The sequence below is a fragment of the Methanothermobacter sp. CaT2 genome (assembly GCF_000828575.1).
Classification (GTDB): Archaea; Methanobacteriota; Methanobacteria; order Methanobacteriales; family Methanothermobacteraceae; genus Methanothermobacter.
Map to the genome: position 1 here is coordinate 516516 of NZ_AP011952.1, position 23650 is coordinate 540165.

The window sequence follows — 23650 nt, forward strand, 5'->3', positions numbered from 1 at the left end:
GATTAATCTCCTTACCTGATACCTGTCACCTGTGCCGCGGGATTGGTTATGCATAAACAGATAGACCCCCGGAACTGCGGCACACACCATTCAGGGTTCATAGGAAAAATTTAAATAAAAGTATGAACAACTCATGGATCCATGTACAGCATAGTAGTATCCTGTGGAGGTTATTACAGATTCAATGAGTTCAGGGAGTTCATTGAGGATACTGGTGGTCTTGTGATCCGCAGAGACAGTTTAACAATTAGAAGAGGAATATTTTTCCTCAGAAATGAGCTGAGAGCCCTCTGCGTAGTTCCTGAAGATGAAGTGGAGAACGTCACCCGTGAGGCCTCAAGGATAAAGGGTGAAATTGAGATACCCGTGGTTGCGGCGGATGCAGGGGAGAGAATACTATCCTGCTTCAGGATACACCATATGCTTGCAGGGAGTGACTGGAAATCCGCTGATGAAATAGAAAGCCTCACAGGAATCCCTGCTGACGGAATCCTCGATACGATGGTTGAAATGGAACTGCTCGAAAGAAGACATGAAGGAGAATATGAATACCGGATTCCAGTCACTGAAGACTGATAGGTTGAAAGGTGGGTGAACACATCAGCAATAAATACAACCTCCCACAGATAATGCTGTGGAGGATAAGATGAGAGGAGAAGTCTTCATAACAGCCGGAGTAATTCTGATAGTAGCGGGTATACTTTTAACCTTCATCGGAGGGGCCATAACAGCTGGCTCCCAGTCAAAGGATAAGGGTGAGGTGAAGACCGCCGGCGTTGTCATGATAGGCCCCATACCCATAATCTTTGGAAGCGACAGGAACATGGCAATAACCGGCGTGGTCCTGGCACTGATCCTCATGGTCGTGGCCTATCTCCTCTTCTACAGGTAGAGGTATCATGATGAGGATCATAATGGTAACCGCAGGGAATTACGGTGCCAGGGTGGTCAACACCATGGCAGTTCACGGCCTCGCCCCGCAGATTGTGGCCGTCTTCGACTACACAGGGGAGGGCGGGGATTTCCTCGATGACCCATCATCCCTCCTACCGTCCAGGACCCCTGATGCAGATCTAACAGTTGCAGCTGGACTTGGGGGTGACCTGAACCTTGTTGCAGCTGAGATAGCAGCTGAATCAGGGTCAGGAGGTATCATAGTGGAATCACATGCCCCCGGCCAGCTACCTGATGGTCTGAGATCAGAGATAGACTCCCTGGTGGATTGTGCGATCTTTCCCACACCCTTCTGTTCCCTTGAACCCGTCGGGGACCCACACATCGATGCCTTCGCATCCAGGTTCGGTAAACCTGAAGTTGAAATGGAGGGAAATGACAGGGTGGTGTCGGTGAAGGTTAAAAGAAGCGCACCCTGCGGCTCCACCTTCTATGTTGCAGAGAACATAAGGGGTGTCCCGCTGGATGAGGTGGACGTGGCTGCAGGGGAGAAATTCCACAACTACCCCTGCCTGGCATCCATGGAGGTGGATCCACGCTTCGGGGATACGCATCTGCATGTGGCAGGTTACCTCACAAGGGAGGCCTTCAAGAGGGCCGCAGGGGTGCCGGGTGCCCATGCAGAGGTTGATCCTGAGGTCTGCAGGGGAGCTGAATGCGGATTCATATGCATGGATGTCTGCCCCCTCGTGAGGTTATCCATGGGGACGATAAGGAGGGGTGTGACCGCAGAGGTTGACCCATTCTCCTGCGGTGCCTGTGAGAAGTGCATGAGGGAATGTCCCTCAGGGGCCATAAAAATGATGGGCCCTGGAAAAAGATAATCAGGAGATGATAATCTGAGTGGAAAGGAAACTCCAGATAATAAAACAGGAAGTGTCATATTCATGGGGGCAGGGCCAGGCGACCCTGAACTCATAACACTGAAGGCTGTGCGCGCCCTCAGAAGGGCTGATGTTGTAATATACGCAGGTTCACTTGTAAACCGGGATATACTTGAATATGCGCCTGAAGATGCGGAGGTCCACAACAGTGCACACATGGACCTGGAGGAGATAACAGATATAATGGTGGAGGCCTGCAGGGCCGGTAAGACCGTTGCAAGGGTTCACACCGGTGACCCCTCAATCTACGGGGCCATAAAGGAACAGATAAGGGTTCTTGAGAAAAACAGCATACCCTACACCATCATACCAGGTGTGAGTTCTGTCTTTGCAGCTGCAGCCGCACTGAACACTGAGCTGACCCTCCCTGAGGTCTCCCAGACTGTCATAATCACAAGGCCCGCTGGAAGGACACCGGTACCTCCAGGTGAGGATCTTGAGGAGCTTGCAGTCCACGGGTCAACCATGTGCATCTTCCTGGGTGTTCATATGATAGGGGATGTTGCAGAAAAACTCATGACCCACTACCCGCCGGATACTCCCGTGGCCGTTGTTAAGAGGGCATCCTGGCCGGATGAGGAGGTTGTGAGGGGTACACTCTCTGATATAGCTGAAAGGGTGAGGGCTGCGGGTATAAGCAAGACAGCCATGATCATTGTAGGAAGGGTGCTTGAACCAGGAGACTTCAAAGCATCGAAGCTCTATGACGCCGGATTCAGCCATGAATACCGGCCCTGAAATCTCCCTTTAGATCAGAAGTTGAAGGCCTTATATGCTCAAAAAAGCTGAATAATCCTGACAGATCACATCAGAAGGTAACAAGCTTTATGTGTTTCATTTTACCGCAGGCAAGGAATCTCTCTGCAAGTTCCCTGACCCTTACGGATTCACCCTCAATTATGAAGAGCTCGAGGCAGTTCCCATCCTTGAGGTGGCTGTGGAGCTGGGTGCCTATTATATCCTCATAGTCGTGCTTTATTTTAGTGACCAGATCCTCCACCCTCCTCGGGTGGATGAGGAATAGCACAGCATTTATTTCACCATTAAATTCTCTCAGATTCCTTTTCTCATCTATAAGCATCCTTGCAGCTACCCTTATTACGTCTGACCTCCCTGAGAATCCCATCTCATCCCTCAGGGCGTCTATCTCCTCCAGGAGCTTTTCGCTGAGTGAAACACTGACAACCACCATGGAAGATCCTATCTTAATAAATGTTTATATATTTTATGTTAAAATTTATTAAATTTTATCGTCTATATTAACAATTATTATATGGTGGCGTGGACATAACTTAACAGGGTGGTTGGATGGAGAGGTGGAAGCCAGGTCTAATCGCAGTTATAACAATCGTCTCGGTGGCCGCCATGTACCTCATAACATCCACAACATCACCCTGGAGCAGTGGAGATAACATCACAGTCGCTGTGACCATAATGCCCCAGAAGGAATTCGTGGAGGCCATCGCCGGTGACCGTGCAGAGGTGGTTGTCCTCGTACCTGAGGGGGCCGACCCACACACCTATGAGCCAGAACCCGAAACCCTCAGGAAGGTTTCAGAGGCCAGGGCCTACTTCATAGTGGGATCAGGAATCGAGTTCGAAAACCACTACCTCAACAAGATAATGAGCATGAACCCCCGGATGAGGATAATAAACACCTCACGGGGTATAGAATTAATCCCAAACCAGGGAGAAGACCATCATGCAGCCGAAAGCCCCTATGACCCCCACGTATGGACATCCCCCAGGAACGCCATGATAATGGTTAACAACACCCTGAGGGGCCTGCAGGAAATCGACCCCCCTGGCAGCAGATACTACCAGAAAAACGCAGGCCTCTACACTGAAAAGCTCAGGGGCCTCGACTTCAGGATCAGGAAGGCCCTTGAAAAGAGGAGAGGAGAGAGCATCCTTGTTTACCATCCCGCATGGGGTTACTTCTGCAGGGACTACGGATTAAAACAGGTGGCGATTGAGAGAGAGGGGAAGGAACCGGGACCAGGAACACTCTCCATGATAATCCAGGAGGCCAGAAAAGGTGGTGTGAGGGTCATACTGGTATCACCCCAGTTCAGCAGAAAGAACGCCGAGCTGATTGCCAGTGAGATAGGCGCAGAGGTCGTTGTGGTGGATCCCCTCGGTGGAAACTACATGAAAAACATTGAGGCGATAGCAGAGGCCCTCAGGAGGGAATGAGATGTTCACATGGGGCAAAGGGCTTAACCGGAGGAGGTGAAGGTGTTCGCCATTGAAATGGAGGATCTGAGCTACTGTATCAATGGCAGGGAGATACTCAGGAACATAAACTTCAGGGTACCAGTGGGTGAACTACTTGCAGTTATCGGACCAAACGGTGGCGGTAAAACAACCCTCCTCAAACTCGTAACAGGACAGATCAAACCAAGCAGAGGGAGAGTCAGGGTTCTTGGAATGAAGCCAGAGGAGGCGAGGTCAAGGATTGGCTACCTCCCCCAGAGGAGCCACTTTGAAACCGACTTCCCCATCGACGTCCTCCAGACGGTTCTGATTGGAACCTACAGGAGATTCGAGGCACCCACAGATGATGACAGAAAAAAGGCCCTCAGGGCCCTTGAAATGGTCGGAATGCTGGAATACAGGGACCGGAAGATAGGCGAACTCTCAGGCGGGGAACTCCAGAGGGTATTCCTTGCAAGGGCCCTCGTAAGGGAACCGGACCTCCTGCTGCTTGATGAACCAACAGCAAGCGTAGACCCTGCATTCAGGGGTTCGTTCTACAGGATAATCGATGAGCTGAGGGGTGAAATGACCATAGTTATAGTGTCCCATGACATAGGAACCGTGGCCCGGCATGTGGACAGTGTTGCCTGCCTCAACCACCGGCTTTTCGTGCATGGAACCGTTGAGGAGGCCCTTAAATGCATTGATGATGCTTACGGATGTCCCGTGGAGTTACTTGCACATGGAATACCCCATAGAGTTCTTGAAGAACATCCAGATGAATAATCCCCGGCATCTGTGAGTACAATGAGAAGATGACAACATCAGCTGAATCACAGATACTGAATCCTTATGACGTGAACGATCCAATAAAGGAGTGATGGGCTTGCTGGAGTTGCTGCAGTACCAGTTCATGAGGAACGCTGCTGTCGCAGCCATACTTGTAAGTATAGCCTGCGGTACAGTTGGGAGCTACGTTGTAACAAAGAGGATAGTGTCAATAAGTGGCGGCATATCCCATGCAGCCTTTGGTGGCGTGGGCCTCGGCTACCTCCTCGGGGTGAACCCGGTCACATCCGCCATACCCTTCACGGTGGCTGCAGCCCTTACGATGGGTGCAGTGACACGGAGGACCCGTATAAGTGAGGACACTGCAATAGGGGTGCTCTGGTCCGCAGGGATGGCCCTGGGTATACTGTTCATAAACCTCAGCCCGGGCTATGCACCGGACCTCTTCAGCTACCTCTTCGGTAACATACTCATGGTAGACAACGGGGACCTCTGGACCATGCTGGTGCTTGACCTCATCATAATATCAAGTGCCCTCCTGTTCAACAGGGAGTTCGTTGCCATCTGTTTTGATGAGGAGTACGCCGAGGTTCTGGGTGTCCCTGTCGACGCCTTCTACCTGTACCTCCTTGTCCTTGTTGCCATAAGCGTTGTGGTTCTCATAAAGGCCGCCGGGATAATACTTGTGATGGCCCTCCTAACGATCCCTGCAGCACTTGCAAAGGATTTCAGTTCAGATATGGCTGATATAATGGTTAAGGCATCTGCTATAGGTATAATCACGGCCCTCGCAGGCCTCTGGATCTCATATATATTCAACGTATCTTCAGGTGCAGTTATAGTGCTGGTCCTCACAGCCCTCTTTGGTGCTGTTCAGTTAATAAAAAGACGTTTTTGATTACATGAACTGATCGGCCTTAAGGGGATGATCATCTAAGACCTCTTTTTTTCTTGATGTATTCAATCATCATACCCATTATGCAGGAAATAATTAAGACGTAGGCTATGATAAACAGGAAAGCAACTAAAATTTCTAACATTCAACCCATCCTCTGATCAAATATGCAATAATTTCAATCCCATTTTGGTCTGATTTTAACCCGCACTAACCGACCAACTCGTCAACGTAGTGGAAGAATTTCAATCCCATTTTGGTCTGATTTTAACTATGGATAAACTCATGATTGATTGGTGTCTTGGCCATAATTTCAATCCCATTTTGGTCTGATTTTAACAGAATACATTAAAATCGCTAATGAAATGTATCAGATATTTCAATCCCATTTTGGTCTGATTTTAACACAGATACGAAATAGAGTTATATAAATACGCATTAAGCTACCGACCAGCATTTCAATCCCATTTTGGTCTGATTTTAACTATAGAAGAAGGAAAAAATCACTACAAAAGATATGATCATTTCAATCCCATTTTGGTCTGATTTTAACACATCAGGGATATAAAACTTTCCTGTCCCTTGTAGTATTTCAATCCCATTTTGGTCTGATTTTAACCCGGCCCTCCTCTACTTTGAACACGTGTTTTGTCAATTTCAATCCCATTTTTGTCTGATTTTAACACCCTGCCTGGTTCTTCTCCACCCGCGAATTTCAATCCCATTTTGGTCTGATTTTAACATGGTACACCATTCCTTATTTCCCTCCTATACGCTCATTTCAATCCCATTTTGGTCTGATTTTAACTCGAGAATAATATCCCCTTCCTCCACGTACTGTTCAATTTCAATCCCATTTTGGTCTGATTTTAACACTTTTCTTTCGAGGATCTTGGTGACTGACACTGATTTCAATCCCATTTTGGTCTGATTTTAACAGGAGGGAGGAGTGATCCTCTCATTTCTTTCTCATTCATTTCAATCCCATTTTGGTCTGATTTTAACCTATGATGCACCATTTCAGGACTGTGGCCAGCTTCACATTTCAATCCCATTTTGGTCTGATTTTAACTATCGACTCTATAGAATCCTTTTTCTTTATTGACATTTCAATCCCATTTTGGTCTGATTTTAACTTCCTGGACGGAGCACCAGGGAAAGTCTACGCTGACAATTTCAATCCCATTTTGGTCTGATTTTAACTTCCTGGACGGAGCACCAGGGAAAGTCTACGCTGACAATTTCAATCCCATTTTGGTCTGATTTTAACCAAACAGAAAACTAAAAATTGAATTCAAATACTTCAATTTCAATCCCATTTTGGTCTGATTTTAACTCTCTGTGATGAAATTGAAGGTTGGGAGTGAGTCCCATGTATATTTCAATCCCATTTTGGTCTGATTTTAACGGGAGGTGGGGAACGTCCGCAAGTCCTGGAAGGGAAATTTCAATCCCATTTTGGTCTGATTTTAACCCTGAACCCTGACGAGACCCCGCTCGTCTACCATTTCAATCCCATTTTGGTCTGATTTTAACAGGTGGCCCCGATGTTCTCATCGATCACTGTGTCCCATTTCAATCCCATTTTGGTCTGATTTTAACCCGTATAGGGCGCCCACATCTTTTGCAGACTTTAATTTCAATCCCATTTTGGTCTGATTTTAACCTTCACAGACCCACCATTCGATCTCTACGACTTCACAATTTCAATCCCATTTTGGTCTGATTTTAACGAGAACTCCGCAAAGCCGCAGCCGCCGTCAAGTACAATTTCAATCCCATTTTGGTCTGATTTTAACTCGTGCTTGCAGCGCTCCTGACACTCCTTGTTCTTGCATTTCAATCCCATTTTGGTCTGATTTTAACCAGGGAGGCATACGACCATTACCTCGCCCACATCGATTTCAATCCCATTTTGGTCTGATTTTAACTCTTTTCTTTTTTTTTCTCGTTCTCGTTTCTTTTTTTCTATTTCAATCCCATTTTGGTCTGATTTTAACAATCACTCTGTCGATAACTTCCCTAATGTCTTCCTTATTTCAATCCCATTTTGGTCTGATTTTAACTGAGAATAAGATCACCCGCCTCAAGGGGTCGGTGAGGATTTCAATCCCATTTTGGTCTGATTTTAACCTGCGTCGCCTGCTCATCATCACCCCTCTCCCCAATTTCAATCCCATTTTGGTCTGATTTTAACCTACCCCGAGCTCAGCCACCCCCGCGCCATCAATTTCAATCCCATTTTGGTCTGATTTTAACATATGATTATCAGAGAGTTAATCGGGCTGCCACTAATATTTCAATCCCATTTTGGTCTGATTTTAACAAACACCTGAACCCCTAACAAAAAAGAGGTGAGACAGAATTTCAATCCCATTTTGGTCTGATTTTAACTCCGGTCATCAGGCTTCCAGGCTCCCTACTGTTGTATTTCAATCCCATTTTGGTCTGATTTTAACCTCCTTCGATGAGGCCATGGACCACGTAGGAGAGCTCATTTCAATCCCATTTTGGTCTGATTTTAACGCATTCATCTGTTTATCAACAGAACAGGTTAAAGTCGTGACAAATTTCAATCCCATTTTGGTCTGATTTTAACTACACGTGATTTTCAGCCCAAAATTTTCAACATATTTCAATCCCATTTTGGTCTGATTTTAACTTTGGGAGTGTGAGGAAGAGGATAGATATGAATTATTTCAATCCCATTTTGGTCTGATTTTAACCTGGTGACTTCCATTTGACTTCCATTTGACTTCCACCATTTCAATCCCATTTTGGTCTGATTTTAACAAGGTCACCAGGACTGTTCACAGACTCTACAAGAATATTTCAATCCCATTTTGGTCTGATTTTAACTTATGTTATATGCATTGGGAGAGTGACCACTAACATTTCAATCCCATTTTGGTCTGATTTTAACTGTTTTAGTTCTTTGCTGTGTTTCACTACGATATTTCAATCCCATTTTGGTCTGATTTTAACTGGCCAGCCGGTCACCCGCCCGGTACCGGAACTCCGCAGCCAAATTTCAATCCCATTTTGGTCTGATTTTAACCCTCAGTGGTGTTTTCCTTTGGTGTTCTTAGATTTCAATCCCATTTTGGTCTGATTTTAACCCTCACAGCGATAGAGAATGAGGAAGTGCATTATGATTTCAATCCCATTTTGGTCTGATTTTAACATGGCGGATTTTTTCTTTATTTGGCCTCTATCGCTCTGAAATTTCTCCTTTCAGACATATAAATTTGTCGATCCCTGATAATGCACTCCATTTATATGGATAGACGACTTAACAGAAGGCCTTAAAATCAGGAAAATAAGAGATTTAAACTATTTAAAGTAATCTAAAAAGAATTTTGACAGGATAAAAGATTGTTAAGTTGATATTAAAACCTCTAATCCTTAAAGAAGCTTAAAATAACATTAGGTTATTATAATAAGAGGCTGAAAAATGGCTCATAAACGACTCTACCAGAGGGCTCCGGTTGAGCCTATAAATTATTTAATGAACTTAAATTGAATTTTAAGATTTTTTAGTGTGATAGAATATTAAAAATTAGTCTATGTACCTTTTATATTGTTTATTAGTAAACTGGTCATGTTATTCAACATAATAAGCTTTTAAATTTGTTTTTTGAGCGAACCTGATGAATTTAAATTGAAGGTCCATGGATGAGTCCCCCCAATCAGTAATACTATGGAAAGGCCTCACCACTTCATAACATCTACAAATTATGCCATTTCCCATAGACTTGAAGCGGCAAGTACTGAATAAGGAAACCAGAGAACACCCCTCTCCTTAATTCATGAAAAGAACATGATTTCAGACAAGCCAATAAATACATTAAAGATGGTGCAGAACACTAGAACATGAAGTGCGGATCTGACCTCAGGGATACACTTAAATCGGCGATCGGTGATTACCTCAGCATAACCCTCATAACCGGTAAAACATATTATGGTGAGGTTAAAAGGGTGGAAACAGATTACATTAGCCTTGAATTAAAATTAAGGGGTGGTAAAACCACCACCACTGTCATAATACCACTTGCACATATCGTGACCATAACCCTCTGATCACCTTAAAAACAGTGCAAAATGGATATGGTGGTATCAACTGCCTTCCCAGCACAGCCTTAAAAACAGTAAAGGTCACCTGAGAATCTTAAGACCCTCAGAGGTACCTGCTATAACCATATCTGCAATTCCAGCGAATATGCCGTTCTCAACAACACCTGGTATGTTATTCAGCCGGGACTCCATGGCTCCGGGATCATCAATAACACCAAAGGCCGCGTCAAGGACAAAGTTACCATTATCAGTAACAACAGGACCGTCCTTGCCCTCAGAGGACCTTATATCCACTGAAGCCCCCATTGACTCGAGTTTGAGCTTCACAGGTCTGCAGGCTGCAGGTATGACCTCAACAGGTAGTGGAAAGGCACCCAGTCTTTCAACAAGCTTTGATTCGTCCACAATAACTATGAAACTCCCGGCAGATGAGTCAACTATCTTCTCAAGGGTGTGGGCAGCCCCACCACCCTTTATAAGGTTGAGGTCCGGGTCAACCTCATCTGCACCGTCAACAGCCACATCAACATCATGCTCAGCAAGGCTTGTAACCTTTATTCCTGACTCCGCTGCAAGGAACATTGACTGGTAGGATGTAGGTACACCCATAACCTCCAGTCCCTCCTCCCTGACACGTCTTCCAAGCTCCTCTATGAAGTAATGGGTTGTTGAACCTGTTCCAAGACCTACAACATCCCCATCACCTATTTCGTCAACCGCCCTCAAAGCAGCCATCTTCTTGAGATTCATAAATACCTCCATCTCATTTTTTATCCAGAGGTCTTAAAAGGACCTTTCTCAGTTCATTCCCTGCAGGGCACTGTTTTCCAGGTTTTCCCAGATTTTTTACAATCCTGCACCTGTCACCCTCCATGACACCCTCCGGGAAGCAGAGGTCCCTCATACTGCACTCAACATCACAGTCAGGGAACTCAAAGGAGATCACTGAACCCTCAAAGGCCCTCTTGGAGTCTATGAGGGCCTCTATATTGGCCTTCTCAACATCAACTACGCGTACCCTCTCACCGAGGTGTATGGGGCACCTCTGGTACCTGTCCTTAACCTCATTGATGCGGTAGACTCTCCCCTCCTCAAGGGGTGCTATACATGTCGGCTGGAACCTGCAGTCTCTGCACTCCTCAGCCGGTCCACAGAAGAGGAACGTTGACCCCTTCCTGGCAAGTTTTTCACCGATAAGAGTTATCAATCATATCACTTCCGTTATCTTTGCAAGCCTTTCGGCGGCTTCACGGGTTAAACCCCTGTCTCCAAGGATGGTGTAGCGTTCCTTCCGGATGGTGTGGGCCATCGTGAGGGCCTCAATGATGTACTCAGGATCTATACCAAGCTCAGCTGCAGTCGTGGGGGCGTTTATACGGGCAAGGGCGTCCCTTATGAACTGCCAGTCCCCACCATGGAGGTGCATCATCATTATGGTTCCCACACCGCACTGTTCACCGTGAAGGGCCGGTTTGGGTGCTATCATGTCAAGGGCGTGGCTGAACTTGTGCTCAGAGCCACTGGCGGGTCGGCTGCTCCCGGCTATACTTATGGCTATGCCGCTGCTTATGAGGGATTTGACTGCCAGCCTGGCGCTCTCCTCAAGGCCCTCCTTTATTGCGTCGGCAGACTTTATTATCATCTTGGCTGTCATCAGGGAAAGGGCCGCTGCAGATTCACTGTACCTCTCATTGAGGAGCCTGTGGGCAAGTTTCCAGTCCATTATGGCCGTGTAATTCGATATTATGTCGGCGCAGCCAGATGCCAGAAGCCTGAATGGTGCCCTGCTTATTATCTCGGTATCAGCTATTACACCTATTGGTGATGAAGCCTCAAGGGATGCTGTACCCTCGCCATTCCTTATGGATGCCCGTGGAGATGCTATGCCATCATGGGATGCTGCAGTCGGGACACTTATGAAATGGAGGCCCTCAAGGGTGGCGGACATCTTCGCAACATCTATGACCTTACCTCCCCCAACCCCAAGGACAACCGAAACGCCGTCAAGGCCATCCTGGACATTCCTCACAGATGCCATGGTGGCATCATCGACGGTTACCTGGTCAACCTCAAATCCCTCGGCCTGGAGGCTCTCAATGGCAGCCTCCCCTGCAATCTGAAGGGTCCTTGGTCCGGTTACAACCATGGCCCTGCCCTCAAATCTCAGGTCCCTGCATATCCTCCCTGTGTCCTCGATAACACCTGGCCCTGTGTATATCTCCCTTGGTAGCTGAATTTTCCTTGGATCCATGTTAACCCTCTAATGGAGTATATTTTAAGTAGGAGTAATAAAATAATTTTTGATTAGTGTTTATCTCCAGGGAAAAATATATTTTTGCAGAAACCTATCAAAAAAGAGCCTAACCGTTATCATGGTGAAAAAATGACAGAGTTCAGTGAATGGTTCCATAACATTTTAGAGGAAGCCGAAATTATCGATCAGAGGTACCCCGTTAAGGGCATGCACGTCTGGATGCCCCACGGATTCATGATAAGGAAGAATACCCTGAAAATCCTCAGGAGGATACTTGACAGGGACCATGAAGAGGTACTGTTCCCGCTTCTCGTACCGGAGGATGAACTGGCAAAGGAGGCCATACACGTAAAGGGATTCGAGGACGAGGTCTACTGGGTGACCCACGGTGGCCTCAGCCAGCTCCAGAGAAAACTTGCCCTGAGGCCCACAAGTGAAACCGTGATGTACCCCATGTTCGCCCTCTGGGTCAGGTCACACACGGACCTCCCCATGAGGTTCTACCAGGTGGTCAACACCTTCAGGTATGAAACAAAACACACGAGGCCCCTGATAAGGGTCCGTGAGATAACAACCTTCAAGGAGGCCCATACCATACATGCGACTGCCTCTGAAGCAGAGGAGCAGGTTGAAAGGGCCGTGGAGATCTATAAAGAATTCTTTGACTCCCTTGGGATCCCCTACCTGATAACCAGGAGACCGCCATGGGACAAATTCCCGGGGTCAGAGTACACTGTTGCCTTCGACACCCTCATGCCCGATGGTAAGACCCTCCAGATAGGAACCGTCCACAACCTCGGCCAGACCTTCGCGAGGACCTTCGAGATAAAATTTGAAACCCCTGATGGGGACCATGAATACGTCCACCAGACATGCTACGGACTATCCGACAGGGTCATAGCCTCGGTGATAGCCATCCACGGTGACGAATCCGGGCTCTGCCTCCCCCCTGAGGTGGCAGCCCACCAGGTGGTGATAGTGCCCATAATATTCAAGAAGGCCGCGGAGGAGGTTATGGAGGCCTGCAGGGATCTCAGATCCAGGCTTGAGGCAGCCGGCTTCAGGGTGCACCTTGATGACCGTGACATCAGGGCAGGAAGGAAGTACTATGAGTGGGAGATGCGCGGAGTACCTCTGAGGGTCGAGATCGGGCCAAGGGACCTTGAAAAGGGCGCGGCCGTGATATCACGGAGGGATACAGGTGAGAAGGTAACCGCCGACCTCCAGGGCATTGAGGAAACCCTCAGGGAACTCATGGACGACATCCTGGAAAACCTCAGAACAGGGGCATGGGAGAGGATGGAGTCAGAGATCCGGGAGGCTGAGACCCTCGAGGAGGCCTCAAGGATAATAGATGAAAAGAGGGGTATCATATCATTCATGTGGTGCGGTGAAGAGGAATGCGGTATGGACGTTGAGGAGAAGGTCCGCGTGGACATCCTGGGAATACAGGAGGGAGGAAGCGGAACCTGCATAAACTGTGGCCGCGAGGCCCCCTACAGGGCTTACCTTGCCAGAACATACTAGATGATGAATAAAATAATTCCGGGTCACGGTACATCATATGAGATGGGAGATTGAATGAAAGGAAGAATAATCCTGGTCATCGGAACAATATTCCTGTTCGCATTCCTCAGCGGACTTCTCGGGTACGTCACCATGGGCGGCCCCGACCTTGAAACAGCCTACCATGAGGGCAACGTGGAGATCACCCAGAAGAGCAGCGCCGGTGAGGTGCCCCACACCATTGAGGTTAAGAACCCCGGTCAGAGACCGGTACGGGTTAAAACAGGGACCATCCTCAGATCTGAAACATCAGGAGACCTGGTGACAGCAGAAGACGCTGAGGTGGCACCGGAGTCATCTGCAGAGGTCCTCGCATACTCCCTGGAACCCGAGAGGAGGACCATGAAAGGTTTTGACCTTGAACCGGCAGGGACGGTACCTTCACTCATGCAGGATGTGATCTCATCATCAAACCCTGAAAACCCCCAGGAGGCCTTCAGGACACAGCTAATGATCTGGGTCCTTGCAAGGGGAGACGACCTCAACATATACCGGGGAGAGGTCTACGCCACGGTGAAGGGGAGGGATATGAGGTTCTACCAGCTCAGGGACAACATAACAGCTGTTAAATCTGAACTTGCATCAGAATATGGGCTCACAGAGGACCAGTTAAATGAGGTGAACCTCAACAGTTCACTTCTTAACAGGAGCCAGAGCCCATTCAAGATTTTCTCCATGCTCGAGGGCCTTAAAAACAGGTTTGGAGCGATACCATGAAGACATGCGCCATAATACCTGTCTCACGATTCACACATGCAAAGACCAGGCTCTCACCCACCCTTTCACCATCAGAGAGGGAGGGACTGCTGAAGGCCATGCTCATGGATGTATCGGGGGCCCTCGCCAGACACGTGGACAGGGTCCTGGTTATAAGTGCAGATGAGGATGTCCTGGAATACGCCTACAGCCTTGGACTTAAAATACTTGAGGAGGAGGGTGAGAGGGACCTCAACGGTGCCCTTGAACAGGCAATGGACTTCTGCGCCCCGGAATTTGACAGGGTGATCATAACCCCCTCAGACATACCACTGATAGGGAAAGCAGACGTCAGCAACCTCCTGGACCATGCATCCCGTTCAGATGTTGTTATAGCGCCGGCGAAGGGTGGCGGGACAAACACCCTCATATTAAGGCCCTCTGCAATGAGTCTCAGGTTCGGTGACTGCAGCTTCTTTGAACACATACGTGAGGCCAGGGAGAAGGGACTCAGCGTATCGGTGTATGACTCATTCTACCTATCCCTCGATGTAAACACTGCGGAGGACCTCGGTGAGATAATACTCCACGGTGAGGGGACCCACGCAAGGGAGTACCTCAGAAAACTCCGCTTCACAGTTAAACCCTCCCGGGGTTCGGACAGGCTGGAGGTTTCAAGGTCACCCTGAAGGAGGTGAAATCATGCTGGCACTCTCAATCGCAGGCTTCGACCCATCAGGAGGGGCGGGTATACTTGCAGATATAAAGACCTTCTCTGCCCTGGGGGTGTACGGTGCAGGCGTCATAACCGCCCTGACAGCCCAGAACGTGGGGAGGGTCTCCGGCATAATGCCGGTACCCCCCGGATTTGTGGAGGAACAGCTTGACCTTGTGATGGAGGACCTTCCAGTTATTCATGCAAAGACAGGAATGCTCTACAGTGCAGAGATAGTCGAGGCCGTTGCAGAGAAGGTGCGTGAGTACGATCTGAGGGTGATTGTTGACCCGGTCATGGTGGCTGCATCCGGGGGTGAACTCTCAGAGGGGAACCTTGTGAGGGCACTGAGGAGGCACCTCCTCCCTGAGGCCCTGATCGTGACACCCAATGTCGCTGAGGCAGAGAGGCTCTCAGATGTCCCCATAGGGAGCGTGAATGATGCAATCAGGGCTGCCAGGGTCATAGGTGAACTCTGCGATGTCATAATCACGGGGGGTCACCTTGGCGGGAGGAGTGTGATCCAGATCGACGGTGATGTGGAGGTTCTTGAGGGGGAACTTCTTGATAGCCGGAATACCCATGGGAGTGGATGCTCCTTCTCAGCTGCAACGGCAGCCTACCTTGAGAGGGGACTTGACCTGGGGGAGGCCCTGAGGATGGCCGACAGCTTTGTGATGGAGGCCATAAGGCACGGGCACCACGGTACCCTCAATCAGTTCTGGATGCACAGCCGGTACCCTGAGTAATCCATTACCTGAAAAAATTCTGATTTTATTCCGGCCTTACCGGATCATGTTTCTCTTATTTGATTATAGAATGTATGCTGAAGATTTTTTGCATTCTAATCCAGTAATTTACGTTCCATGACCATCATACTGGTTGCTCCAGTTCTTTGTTTGTTATATGTAGCGGGATGCAGTCTCTATCTATGGGAGAGTATAGAGAGAGTATAGAGAGAGTATAGAGACAAAATAATAAGCAGATGAACTACAAAAAACCAGCAGCGGAAGTACATGCTGATAAATTCACCAATAACGTTCTAAAGCTGATAAATCTCAAAATGCGATACGTCCATAATAAAACAGAAGAAAATACAGTTCATATGTTACAGCATGCCAGAACATGGACAGAAAGCTACCATCATAAGGAAAAACGGTGGTAACAGATGATACTGCAAAACATGAAAAAGGTAAATATTACCTCAAAAATCCCCATAAGACATATAAAACCATAAAAAACAATCTTGAAAACCGTTATAACATCGCTAAGCAGCGATAAAACTTAAAATCGCGGAAAAAATTTAATATTCATAGTTATATCTATATTTATATTAATTAATATTGGATTAAATTTAGAATAGTAACAAAAATAGAATAGAAAATATTATAAAGAATGAACTACTACACAACGAATGAAGGAGGGTGAGCTATGAATTATAAAGAATTTTTGAAACTGGGTTGTTTTAACAACATTAGATTCGAAGATTCAAAATTTTATTTGTTTTTAGGCGTATGAGTAAAGCGGGGTGTTGTAAACATGCGACACACTCCTTTCCTAGTTGTGTTACATATAACAGGAAAATGCAATTTGAAGTGCTCCTATTGTTATGCTAATCAATATGATCCTATTAATTTGAAATTCGCTTACATAAAAGATGTTTTAGAACAGGCAAAAAAATAGGTTCCAAAAACATAATATTTAGTGGGGGAGAACCATTACTCCATCCAAAATTTTATAAATCATTAGAATATGGGTTTAACAGAGGATTTGAGATCCCTGTAACATCTAATGGCACTTTTATCGACGAAGAATGCGTTAATAAACTAAAATCTGTAGATGCTAAAGTTACAATAAGTATTGACGGATCTTCTCCAAAGATAAATGACTCATTACGTGGGGCAGGAACCTTTAAAAAGGCAATAAATGCTGTGGAGAGTCTCGTTGATTCTAATATCTATACTTCAATGAGAATGACTTTATTGAAAAGTAATTTAGGGGATTTACGTAATTATATTGTCCAAGATTGCCTATAATTTGTGGTGATTTACAGAAACATTCTTTGAGACATATATGGGAGGGATTTTGGATAGTTTATTCGTTTTTCATGGGTGAAATACTGCTCTATATGTCTCTCATAATTGGATAACGCGTATTGAATATCGAGGTGATTGGATGGAAGGTCAGCGAAAGAAATTTTATTTTACTAATAGGGATGTTGTCATGCTGGCAGCTTTTTCTGCCCTGCTACTGGGCACCGATTTTGTATGGATTCTGGGCCCTTTTGTGGGAAATATGATTTATGGAGTTATTGAAGGTATATTATTAATAACAGCAGCCATCATTATCAATAAAAGATACACTGTTCTAACACTTGGAATAGTCCGGACAACTGTTGAAATATTTGTAGCCAGCGCTTTTGTAGGAACCTTAACGGCATTCGATTTTCTGGCCAGTGCATTGGTTCTTGAAGCAGTTTTACAATTATATGGACCATATGCATCGAGTTTAAGGATCAACGTTCTCGGAATGATACTCTATGGTTTAGTGACAAGGACCATGTTTATAAGTATAAGTGTTTTTGTTTATGGAATGGTTTTACCGGGCTGGCTCCTGACCTTCATGATGATCGTTCCTCTGATAACCTACGCAATAGGGGGATTTCTGGGTCATAAAATAGGAGAAAGGGTGAAATATGTAGTTGAAACAATTTAATGAAAAAACGAGTAATCTATCGCAAATCAGAGATGACGTCTAATGATTGAATATATTAATTCAAATTCAGTAATACACGATCTAAATCCTGGCACTAAATTTTTTTTCTCAGTCGCAATGTTATTCGCAGCCATAATAACATCATCCCCATATTTTCTGTTTTTTTTAATAATATTGTCAAGTATCGTCTGGTTCATGGCGGAAATTCCCCTAAGAAAATTCAAACAGGTTTTTATTGTATTAATTACACTGTTTTTGATTGGAACACTAACTCAAGCCGTTTTTTTCACCGAACAGTCGAATTACTCAGGAATAAAGACAGTTCTTTTCTATCTAAGCCCATATATACCTGTTACAATGGAGGGGATAAGATATGGAATTATTTTTTCCATGCGAATGATGGTCATATTTATGCCTCCAATCCTTATTCCCCTTACAAGCCATCCCAGTGAAATAGTATTGATGTTACGAAAGATGAAATTCCCGGAATGGTTGATACTCCTCATCACCATGTCAATTCGTTTTTTACCTCTGACTATGAAGAATTTCACCACCCTGAGAAATGCTCAGAGACTCAGAAAAACTAAACTCGAATTTCAGGATTTATTATTCCTCTTTGAGTCTCTGATTATTACCTCACTCAAAACAGCAAAACAGATGGCATTGGCCTTAGAAGTGAAAGCCTTTGGACATAGTGAAAGGAGAACTTCATTCAGGACACTTGAATTTAGCTTTAAAGATAGTATATTTTTCACTCTTTCGATTCTGATCATAGTTGCTGCAGTTTTTAATCGGGGGGTGTAATGTGAATATAATCAAAGTGAAAGATCTGTCATTCAGATATCAGGGATCAGATAACTTTACCCTTAAGGAAATAGATTTCAGAGTAAAAAAGGGAGAGATTATTGGCATTACAGGCAAATCTGGGTGTGGGAAGTCCACTTTACTCTATTCTTTAAGTGGAATAATCCCGCATACAGTTAAGGGTGAAAAGAAGGGCTCAGTAAATGTCTGTGGACTCGATACAGAAAAACATGATATAGCCACACTTACAACTAATATTGGATTTATATTCCAGAACCCTGAAATTCAGCTTTTCAACGTCTCTGTTGAAGATGAACTGGCATTTATAGCTGAAAATCTCAACTATAGTCCTGAAAAAATAAGGAGATGTGTGGAATTTGCCCTTGATGCATTGGATATCCGACACCTCAGAAATCGCTATCCCTTTGATTTATCAGGAGGAGAAAAACAGAAGGTTGCCCTGGCATCAGTCATATCAGTTAAGCCAGAAGTTTTGGTACTTGATGAACCAACATCCGAACTTGACGCTAGAGGAAGGACAGCTGTCCTCGAAACACTGGAGAAACTTAATAATGAGGGTATGACAATCATCCTAGCAGAACATAACCTTGATGAGGCCCTACCTCTTATGGATCGCCTCATGGTTCTTGATGATGGAAGAATTAGAATATTAGAAAAACCTGAAGATGTATTTAGAAACAATTTGTTCTTTGAACTTGGATTGAGAGCTCCTCAGAGCGTGGAAGTTGGGATGAAGCTTCGGCAGCGAAAAATGACCTTAACAATAGATGATGCTGCGATTTGTTTGAAAGATAACGTTTCAAATCTGAAGATCCTTAGGGATGCTCCTCAGACTCTGCATAGAGACCCCGTAATAGAAGTTAAAAATCTTTCTTTTCAGAGTAATAACCGGAATATTCTAAATGATATTAACCTTATTGTAAAGCGTGGAGAAGTGGTGGGTCTTGTAGGTGAGAATGGTTCGGGAAAAACCACACTGGCAATGATTCTAACAGGGCTTTTAAAACCTACTGCTGGAAATGTAAAAGTAATGGGCAGAGTGGTTGAAGGTGACCCCCGAGAAGTCCATGAAAGGGTGGGTTTTCTTTTTCAGAACCCTGAAAATCAGCTTTTCTGTAATTCTGTAAAATCTGAAATTGCTTATGGAACAGAAAAACTTAATGAAAATCTTGTTTCTAAGTTGATAAAGCAGATGGATTTGGAGAAATTTGGAGATAAACATCCACTAACGCTTAGCAGGGGAGAGAGGCAGAGGGTCGCTGCGGCCACGGCCTTATCAAGAGATCCAGACATCTTGATTGTAGATGAACCCACAACTGGACAGGATTGGAATCATGTGAAGGCATTCATGGATCTTCTGATAGGCTTGAACAAGGAGGGAAAGACTATCATCCTCATCACCCATGACATGAGGGTGGTGGCAGAATACTGTACAAGATTGCTTGTAATGAGAAATGGGGAGATAATAATGGATTCATCTACAAGAAATGCCTTTGCAAATATAAAACTATTGAAAAAGGCAGGCTTAAGACCCGCGCCGATTTCTGAGATAAGTTTGATGGCAGGAATAAACCCTCCCATTCTCCGGGTAGATGAGATTAAAAAGGTGAATAAAAATTGTTAAAAGATCTGCTTAGCCTTGCGGGAAGAAAAAAGACTAAAATGCTCTTTTCTTGTATTTTACACGTGATTGCATGTGCTCTGGCCGTAGTCCCCTTTTTTGTAATATATCTCATTTTTCTGGAAATATTTGTCAAATCTCCAGATCAAAGGTCAGTATGGGTTCTTCTAGCCCTAATTCCTTTCATATATTTCGGCATGTCAGCTATTCTTGTGTCTGCATATAATATCTCCCATGTGGCAGCATATGAAATCCTTGCAGACATCCGAATTGAACTTGGAAAGAAACTCTTCAGATTACCTCTGGGATATTTCAATGAAAGGAATACCGGTGAACTGAAAACTGTTATGAATGAAAACGTGGAACTTCTGGAATTTTTCTTGGCCCATCACCTACCAGAAATGATAAGCACGATCTTTGTGCCTTTATTTATGGCAATTCTTCTTTTTTTAGTTGATTGGAAAAATGGCAGTGATTTCTGTGTTCCCCGTGGTTCTTGCAATCCTCATAATTATGGCTTGGGGTAGGAACTGGAATGATATGATAGATGCATATCTCACAGCCCAAACAGAGGTTAATTCCACCATTGTGGAATACCTTGAAAGCATCAAAGTCATCAAAGCCTTCAATCAAACTGCAAATTCCTTTAAAACTTATAGACAGAATATGGCAAACTGGAGAGACAGCATGATCAGATGGTCAAAAGAAAGAGCAATTCCATTCGCCGTTTATCAAGGTTTGGTGTTATCCACACCTGCATTCATAATTCCTGCTGGCCTGCTATTATATTGTGGAGGATATTTGACCATAGAAACTTTCTTAATGTTTTTAATAGTTGGCCCCGTTTTCGGAAATCTATTTATGCGCATCTACGAATTCTTAAGATATGGCGTTGAGGAAAAGAAATGCTTGGAAAGGATCTACAAAGTTTTTGATGCAAAAGATATATGTGATAGAGGAAAAAAGAGGTTAAATGGTTTTGACATTACATTCAAGAATGTATGCTTTAGCTATGAAAAGGGAGCAAATGTTCTAAACAATATCAATTTTCATGTGCCTGAAGGTACAAAGTGCGCCATTGTTGGACCCTCAGGGAGTGGTAAAACCACGATAGGAAGATTGATCTGCAGATTCTGGGACGTTAATAAAGGAGAAATCCTGATTGGGGGGCACAATATCAAAGATTTGCCCCTTAAAGATCTTTTATCAAATATTTCTATGGTTTCACAGGATCCACATATCTTCAATGACACTATTCTTGAAAATATCCGGATAGGAAATCCTAAAGCTTCAATGGAGGAAATAATTGCAGTTTCAAAGGCCGCAAAGTGTCACGAATTCATAGAAAAGCTTCCTGATGGATACTTAACCAGCGTTGGTGAAGCGGGTGCTAAACTGAGCGGTGGGGAAAAACAGAGAATAGGAATCGCAAGAGCACTTTTAAAGGACGCTCCTATAATTATTCTGGATGAAGCGACAGTTTTCCTTGACCCAGAAAATGAAGCTTCCATACAGGATGCTATAAGCAATTTAACTAAAAATAAAACTGTTATCATGATAGCCCATAGACTACACACAATAAGAAACGTGGAGCAGATACTGGTCCTGAAGGAAGGAAAAATTGTGGAAAGGGGAAAATATGATGAATTATTGAATAAAAATGGACTTTTCAGAAAGATGTGGGATACATACTCTTCGGCACTGAGTTGGAGTATTAAACGTGGTGAAGTGGATGTATAGGGAATTACTTTTCCTTGCAGGAGAAAATAAAGATCGGTTAAAGATTACATTAATCCTCATGTCTCTATATGGTCTTATAAAAACCTTGCCTCTTGCATTTCTCTATTTTATTATATTGGAACTTCTAGAACCCTCAGTGAATATTAATAGAGTCTCACTTCTCTCCCTACTGATAATAATCAGTTACATCTTCATTCACATAATAGATTATCGCCTATTCCTGCGCTCTATGAAAGAGGGTCTTATAATGTCATATGATCTCAGAATGAAACTGGGAGATAAACTGACAAAATTATCACTGGGTTTTTTCACAGATAGAAGCAAGGGAGAACTCAACACAACACTTGGGGAATATGTTTCAAGGATAGAATATTTCATAACTTACATGGCCCCCTACTTGCTTACTTCTTTGATGTCCTTTTTTGTCCTCATCATCATTTTTTTGATTCTGGACTGGAGGCTTGCAATGGTATCCCTTTCCTTAATCCCCTTGATATGGCTAGCCTTTAGGTATTCAGACAAGATTTCTGAAAAGGTTAAACAGAAAAGGGAAAAATCATTATTTAGACTTAATGCGATGATCGTGGAATTCATAGAAGGGATATCAGACATAAAAATCTTCAACCAAGAGTTTAACAAAATTCATAGATTCAGGGAAACAGTCGAAGATTTCAGAGACAGAAACATTCGGAATGTATCAGTTACCATGATTCCCAATATAATTCTTTTGATATTTTCAAGTATGCTAATTGTAGTCGTCCTCCCAACTGGATTATATCTATATTTTGGAGGCGCTCTTGAAATAAAAACCCTCATTTTTTTCCTAATAGCTACACCAATGGTCTCTGAATCACTTGCACATTATCTATATGGTTACATACATGTAAAACATTCTGTGGGACAAGCAATGGAGCATATCATTAAAATATTAAAAAGGAAAGGCGTTCAGGAACCATCTGAAAGTAAACCTCTAGAAAAATTTGATATTGAATTTGAAAATGTTAGCTTCAGCTATAATCAAGAACCATTAATTAAAAATATAAGCTTTAAAGTTCCTGAAAAAAGTGTGACTGCCATGGTAGGACCATCTGGAGCTGGAAAAAGCACCATTGCAAATTTAATCCTCAGATTTTGGGATGTTGATGCTGGAAGAGTAAAAATTGGTGGTTATGACGTTAAAGACATAGACATAGAAACTCTCTTTTCATGCGTCTCCATCATCTTCCAAGATGTTATACTCTTCAACAACACGGTTAAAGAGAATATAAGGATAGGAAAGAAGGATGCGACCGATGAAGAAGTCTTAGCTGCAGCGAAGGCCGCGAGATGCCATGAATTTGTAATCAAGCTTCCTGAAGGATATGACACAACCATAGGAGAAAAAGGAACAAAATTAAGCGAAGGAGAAAAGCAGAGGATATCAATCGCTAGAGCCATACTTAAAGACGCTCCCATTTTAATTCTGGATGAAGCAACAGTCTACATAGACCCTGCCAATGAAAAAATGATACAGGAAGCCATCAACGAGCTGATTTATGATAAAACAGTTCTTATAATTGCTCATAGGCTTTCCACAATAAAAGCAGTGGACCAAATAATAGTAATGAAAAATGGTAGAATCATTGAAAAGGGTAAACATGAAGAACTGATAGCAAAAAATGGATTTTATCGTCGTTTATGGGAAACTCATAAAAGGGCAATGACATGGAAAATTTAAACTTTT

23 protein-coding genes and 1 CRISPR repeat array are annotated in these 23650 nt (G+C 44.3%); of the genes, 19 read left to right on the forward strand and 4 right to left on the reverse strand.

What is annotated here, in order from left to right; translation table 11 throughout:
* Positions 1-141: 141 nt before the first annotated feature.
* The 4 genes from MTCT_RS02610 to cobM all read left to right on the forward strand — a co-directional run bounded on the left by MTCT_RS02610 (position 142) and on the right by cobM (position 2576).
* Positions 142-576 carry a methyl-coenzyme M reductase family protein gene (locus MTCT_RS02610; protein WP_048175392.1) on the forward strand — a complete coding sequence of 145 codons (435 nt, stop codon included), beginning with the start codon at positions 142-144 and terminating at the stop codon, positions 574-576.
* A 70-nt stretch (positions 577-646) separates the two neighbouring features.
* Positions 647-892 (forward strand): TIGR00304 family protein, encoded by a 246-nt coding sequence (locus MTCT_RS02615; protein ID WP_048175393.1) that lies wholly within the window; start codon positions 647-649, stop codon positions 890-892.
* 10 nt (positions 893-902) lie between these two features.
* Positions 903-1778, forward strand: coding sequence for a DUF166 domain-containing protein (locus MTCT_RS02620; protein WP_048176551.1), 876 nt, complete (start codon positions 903-905; stop codon positions 1776-1778).
* Positions 1779-1841: 63 nt separating this feature from the next.
* Positions 1842-2576: a precorrin-4 C(11)-methyltransferase gene (gene cobM / locus MTCT_RS02625; RefSeq protein WP_048175394.1), complete on the forward strand. Its 735-nt coding sequence runs from the start codon at positions 1842-1844 to the stop codon at positions 2574-2576.
* Between the two features lie 70 nt (positions 2577-2646).
* Here the strand turns inward: cobM and MTCT_RS02630 are convergent, their stop codons facing one another.
* Complete coding sequence (locus MTCT_RS02630; RefSeq protein WP_048175395.1) at positions 2647-3030, reverse strand: CopG family ribbon-helix-helix protein; 384 nt, start codon at positions 3028-3030, stop codon at positions 2647-2649.
* A 116-nt stretch (positions 3031-3146) separates the two neighbouring features.
* Between MTCT_RS02630 and MTCT_RS02635 the strand changes: the two genes are divergently transcribed.
* The 4 genes from MTCT_RS02635 to MTCT_RS02650 all read left to right on the forward strand — a co-directional run bounded on the left by MTCT_RS02635 (position 3147) and on the right by MTCT_RS02650 (position 9801).
* Positions 3147-4034, forward strand: a complete 888-nt coding sequence (locus MTCT_RS02635; protein WP_048175396.1) for a metal ABC transporter solute-binding protein, Zn/Mn family — start codon at positions 3147-3149, stop codon at positions 4032-4034.
* A gap of 42 nt (positions 4035-4076) precedes the next feature.
* Positions 4077-4823, forward strand: coding sequence for a metal ABC transporter ATP-binding protein (locus tag MTCT_RS02640; protein WP_333473167.1), 747 nt, complete (start codon positions 4077-4079; stop codon positions 4821-4823).
* Positions 4824-4917: 94 nt separating this feature from the next.
* On the forward strand, positions 4918-5724 hold the full coding sequence (locus MTCT_RS02645; protein ID WP_048175397.1) for a metal ABC transporter permease: 807 nt from the start codon (positions 4918-4920) through the stop codon (positions 5722-5724).
* A 165-nt stretch (positions 5725-5889) separates the two neighbouring features.
* A CRISPR array of direct repeats spans positions 5890-8905; the repeat unit is 30 nt; unit sequence ATTTCAATCCCATTTTGGTCTGATTTTAAC.
* Positions 8906-9594: 689 nt separating this feature from the next.
* Positions 9595-9801, forward strand: coding sequence for a hypothetical protein (locus MTCT_RS02650; RefSeq protein WP_048175398.1), 207 nt, complete (start codon positions 9595-9597; stop codon positions 9799-9801).
* 75 nt (positions 9802-9876) lie between these two features.
* On the opposite strand, the gene rpiA is transcribed toward MTCT_RS02650, so the two are convergent.
* Genes rpiA through MTCT_RS02665 form a run of 3 tightly spaced genes read right to left on the reverse strand, consistent with a single transcriptional unit; the run spans position 9877 to position 12046 of the window.
* Positions 9877-10545: a ribose-5-phosphate isomerase RpiA gene (gene rpiA, locus MTCT_RS02655; protein WP_048175399.1), complete on the reverse strand. Its 669-nt coding sequence runs from the start codon at positions 10543-10545 to the stop codon at positions 9877-9879.
* A gap of 13 nt (positions 10546-10558) precedes the next feature.
* Positions 10559-11002 carry a UPF0179 family protein gene (locus tag MTCT_RS02660; protein ID WP_048175400.1) on the reverse strand — a complete coding sequence of 148 codons (444 nt, stop codon included), beginning with the start codon at positions 11000-11002 and terminating at the stop codon, positions 10559-10561.
* On the reverse strand, positions 11003-12046 hold the full coding sequence (locus MTCT_RS02665; protein ID WP_048175401.1) for an NAD(P)-dependent glycerol-1-phosphate dehydrogenase: 1044 nt from the start codon (positions 12044-12046) through the stop codon (positions 11003-11005). It lies immediately after the preceding gene.
* A gap of 132 nt (positions 12047-12178) precedes the next feature.
* On the opposite strand from MTCT_RS02665, the gene proS reads away from it, so the two are divergent.
* The 11 genes from proS to MTCT_RS02715 all read left to right on the forward strand — a co-directional run bounded on the left by proS (position 12179) and on the right by MTCT_RS02715 (position 23644).
* Complete coding sequence (gene proS, locus MTCT_RS02670; protein ID WP_048175402.1) at positions 12179-13576, forward strand: proline--tRNA ligase; 1398 nt, start codon at positions 12179-12181, stop codon at positions 13574-13576.
* Positions 13577-13630: 54 nt separating this feature from the next.
* The gene (locus MTCT_RS02675) at positions 13631-14332 is read left to right on the forward strand and encodes a hypothetical protein (RefSeq protein WP_048175403.1); all 702 of its coding nucleotides are present in this window, start codon (positions 13631-13633) and stop codon (positions 14330-14332) included.
* Positions 14329-15000 (forward strand): 2-phospho-L-lactate guanylyltransferase, encoded by a 672-nt coding sequence (gene cofC, locus MTCT_RS02680; protein WP_048175404.1) that lies wholly within the window; start codon positions 14329-14331, stop codon positions 14998-15000. Before MTCT_RS02675 ends, cofC begins: the two co-directional genes overlap by 4 nt.
* A 13-nt stretch (positions 15001-15013) precedes the next feature.
* Positions 15014-15775 carry a bifunctional hydroxymethylpyrimidine kinase/phosphomethylpyrimidine kinase gene (thiD, locus tag MTCT_RS02685; protein WP_048175405.1) on the forward strand — a complete coding sequence of 254 codons (762 nt, stop codon included), beginning with the start codon at positions 15014-15016 and terminating at the stop codon, positions 15773-15775.
* A gap of 930 nt (positions 15776-16705) precedes the next feature.
* Positions 16706-17062 carry a radical SAM protein gene (locus MTCT_RS09585; RefSeq protein ID WP_369798275.1) on the forward strand — a complete coding sequence of 119 codons (357 nt, stop codon included), beginning with the start codon at positions 16706-16708 and terminating at the stop codon, positions 17060-17062.
* Between the two features lie 139 nt (positions 17063-17201).
* Positions 17202-17741, forward strand: coding sequence for a hypothetical protein (locus MTCT_RS02690; RefSeq protein ID WP_048175406.1), 540 nt, complete (start codon positions 17202-17204; stop codon positions 17739-17741).
* 42 nt (positions 17742-17783) lie between these two features.
* The gene (locus MTCT_RS02695) at positions 17784-18545 is read left to right on the forward strand and encodes an energy-coupling factor transporter transmembrane protein EcfT (protein WP_048175407.1); all 762 of its coding nucleotides are present in this window, start codon (positions 17784-17786) and stop codon (positions 18543-18545) included.
* A 1-nt stretch (position 18546) separates the two neighbouring features.
* On the forward strand, positions 18547-20190 hold the full coding sequence (locus tag MTCT_RS02700; protein ID WP_048175408.1) for an ABC transporter ATP-binding protein: 1644 nt from the start codon (positions 18547-18549) through the stop codon (positions 20188-20190).
* Complete coding sequence (locus tag MTCT_RS02705) at positions 20184-20714, forward strand: ABC transporter transmembrane domain-containing protein (RefSeq protein WP_048175409.1); 531 nt, start codon at positions 20184-20186, stop codon at positions 20712-20714. The genes MTCT_RS02700 and MTCT_RS02705 overlap by 7 nt, the downstream gene beginning before the upstream one ends.
* Entirely contained in the window at positions 20677-21927 is a 1251-nt protein-coding gene (locus MTCT_RS02710) for an ABC transporter ATP-binding protein (RefSeq protein WP_158498093.1), read from the forward strand. The genes MTCT_RS02705 and MTCT_RS02710 overlap by 38 nt, the downstream gene beginning before the upstream one ends.
* Positions 21920-23644 (forward strand): ABC transporter ATP-binding protein, encoded by a 1725-nt coding sequence (locus tag MTCT_RS02715; RefSeq protein WP_048175411.1) that lies wholly within the window; start codon positions 21920-21922, stop codon positions 23642-23644. Before MTCT_RS02710 ends, MTCT_RS02715 begins: the two co-directional genes overlap by 8 nt.
* The last annotated feature ends 6 nt before the right edge of the window (positions 23645-23650 follow it).

Excerpts from the sequence above, each read along its gene's own strand:
- MTCT_RS02690 (WP_048175406.1), top strand. The coding sequence starts at position 17,202 with ATGGAAGGTCAGCGAAAGAAATTTTATTTTACTAATAGGGATGTTGTC.
- proS (WP_048175402.1), top strand. The coding sequence starts at position 12,179 with ATGACAGAGTTCAGTGAATGGTTCCATAACATTTTAGAGGAAGCCGAA.
- MTCT_RS02635 (WP_048175396.1), top strand. The coding sequence starts at position 3,147 with ATGGAGAGGTGGAAGCCAGGTCTAATCGCAGTTATAACAATCGTCTCG.
- MTCT_RS02645 (WP_048175397.1), top strand. The coding sequence starts at position 4,918 with ATGGGCTTGCTGGAGTTGCTGCAGTACCAGTTCATGAGGAACGCTGCT.
- MTCT_RS02650 (WP_048175398.1), top strand. The coding sequence starts at position 9,595 with ATGAAGTGCGGATCTGACCTCAGGGATACACTTAAATCGGCGATCGGT.
- MTCT_RS02715 (WP_048175411.1), top strand. The coding sequence starts at position 21,920 with ATGTATAGGGAATTACTTTTCCTTGCAGGAGAAAATAAAGATCGGTTA.
- MTCT_RS02695 (WP_048175407.1), top strand. The coding sequence starts at position 17,784 with ATGATTGAATATATTAATTCAAATTCAGTAATACACGATCTAAATCCT.
- MTCT_RS02620 (WP_048176551.1), top strand. The coding sequence starts at position 903 with ATGAGGATCATAATGGTAACCGCAGGGAATTACGGTGCCAGGGTGGTC.
- MTCT_RS02610 (WP_048175392.1), top strand. The coding sequence starts at position 142 with ATGTACAGCATAGTAGTATCCTGTGGAGGTTATTACAGATTCAATGAG.
- MTCT_RS02630 (WP_048175395.1), bottom strand. The coding sequence starts at position 3,030 with ATGGTGGTTGTCAGTGTTTCACTCAGCGAAAAGCTCCTGGAGGAGATA.
- thiD (WP_048175405.1), top strand. The coding sequence starts at position 15,014 with ATGCTGGCACTCTCAATCGCAGGCTTCGACCCATCAGGAGGGGCGGGT.
- cofC (WP_048175404.1), top strand. The coding sequence starts at position 14,329 with ATGAAGACATGCGCCATAATACCTGTCTCACGATTCACACATGCAAAG.
- rpiA (WP_048175399.1), bottom strand. The coding sequence starts at position 10,545 with ATGAATCTCAAGAAGATGGCTGCTTTGAGGGCGGTTGACGAAATAGGT.
- MTCT_RS02675 (WP_048175403.1), top strand. The coding sequence starts at position 13,631 with ATGAAAGGAAGAATAATCCTGGTCATCGGAACAATATTCCTGTTCGCA.
- cobM (WP_048175394.1), top strand. The coding sequence starts at position 1,842 with ATGGGGGCAGGGCCAGGCGACCCTGAACTCATAACACTGAAGGCTGTG.
- MTCT_RS02615 (WP_048175393.1), top strand. The coding sequence starts at position 647 with ATGAGAGGAGAAGTCTTCATAACAGCCGGAGTAATTCTGATAGTAGCG.
- MTCT_RS02665 (WP_048175401.1), bottom strand. The coding sequence starts at position 12,046 with ATGGATCCAAGGAAAATTCAGCTACCAAGGGAGATATACACAGGGCCA.